Genomic DNA, 1,393 nt, shown 5'->3' with positions numbered 1-1,393 from the left:
CTCCGCGCGCGACGCAGCCGCCCGCCGCTGCGCCGAACTCGACCGGCTCTCCGCCCGGTGCGCCGAGGGCGCCCGCCGGCTCGCCCCGCTGCGCGAGGAGTACGACCGGGTGGCCCGCCTGGCCGCCCTCACCGCGGGCACCTCGGCGGACAACGACCGCAAGATGCGGCTGGAGTCGTACGTGCTCGCCGCCCGCCTGGAACAGGTGGCCGCCGCCGCCACCGTGCGCCTGCTGCGCATGTCGTCCGGCCGCTACACCCTCGTCCACTCCGACGACCGCGCCGGGCGCGGCCGCAGCGGCCTCGGCCTGCACGTCGTCGACGCCTGGACCGGCCGCGAGCGCGACACGGCCACCCTGTCCGGCGGCGAGACGTTCTTCGCCTCGCTCGCCCTGGCCCTCGGCCTCGCCGACGTCGTCACCGACGAGGCGGGCGGGGTCCGGCTGGACACCCTGTTCATCGACGAGGGCTTCGGCAGTCTCGACGACCAGACCCTCGACGAGGTCCTCGACGTCCTGGACTCGCTGCGGGAACGCGACCGCAGCGTCGGCATCGTCAGCCACGTCGCCGACCTGCGGCGGCGCATCCACGCCCAGCTGGAGGTCGTCAAGGACCGTTCCGGATCCGTGCTGCGGCAGCGCGCGGGTCACTGAACCCCCGTGCCACCGGCCGGAGTCGGGGACTGTAGGTTCGGCGCATGGTGCGTCACGCGGAGCCGGGCACGGCACAGTGGGTGGAATCGGGCGGCGGTCCGCTCGTCGCGGTACCGGAGACGGTGCTGCCGTTCTGGACGGGCGCCGACGGTGAGGAGGCGGCCTCGGACTACGACCGGGCCTGCGAGGTGGACGGCGCCGTCGGACTCCTCCCCGTCGGGGACACCACCGCCCTCGTCCTGGGTGACGAGCCCGCCGCCACCGCCTACCTGCCCGAACACGGCACGCTGGTCCGGTGGCTCGCCGCCGACTCGGAGGCCGAACTGCTGGCCGGCGTCGGCGCGGCGCTGGACACGGCCGACTGGGAGCCCGAGGCGGAGTGGCGGGTGCCCGGCCCGGTCGTCCTGTTCGACGCGGCCTGGCCCGGCGTCCACTCCACCGGCACCGACCACCTCCGGCTCGACCTGCCGGCCGGCCGCTACGCGGTCCGCGCCGCGCAGGTGCGGCCCGGCGCGGAGACCTGGCTGTCCCTGGTCCAGCTGCGGCCCCTGACCTGACCCGCGGGGGGAAATGAAGGTGCGCCGGCACCGGGCGCCCACCATCATGGGCAACCATGCCCCGACTGCCCCATCCCACCCCCGAGTCACTGCGCCGCGACCCCCTGCCGCTGCGCGGCCGCACCGCCCTGGTCACGGGCGCGAGCCGGCGCGGCGGCATCGGCTGCGCCGTGGCCCGGCGCCT

The 1,393-nt window shown here is 76.3% G+C and carries 2 protein-coding genes and 1 pseudogene; all 3 read left to right on the top strand.

The window, feature by feature from the left end:
- Nucleotides 1-652 (top strand): SbcC/MukB-like Walker B domain-containing protein (locus tag G3I53_RS04180; RefSeq protein WP_275406484.1); only part of this gene is annotated, 652 nt, incomplete at its 5' end.
- 44 nt (nucleotides 653-696) lie between these two features.
- Nucleotides 697-1,209 (top strand): immunity 21 family protein, encoded by a 513-nt coding sequence (locus tag G3I53_RS04175; protein WP_164438026.1) that lies wholly within the window; start codon nucleotides 697-699, stop codon nucleotides 1,207-1,209.
- Nucleotides 1,210-1,265: 56 nt separating this feature from the next.
- Nucleotides 1,266-1,393 (top strand): annotated as a pseudogene (locus G3I53_RS33595) (3-ketoacyl-ACP reductase); the annotation flags it as partial.

Origin of the sequence: Streptomyces sp. SID14436, from assembly GCF_010548465.1 — a bacterium.
Taxonomy (GTDB): Bacteria; Actinomycetota; Actinomycetes; order Streptomycetales; family Streptomycetaceae; genus Streptomyces.
Note: the sequence above shows the minus strand (reverse complement) of the source record. Positions and strands in the feature narration are given on the sequence as shown.

Coding starts and splice junctions, on each gene's coding strand:
- G3I53_RS04175 (WP_164438026.1), top strand. CDS start 697: ATGGTGCGTCACGCGGAGCCGGGCACGGCACAGTGGGTGGAATCGGGC.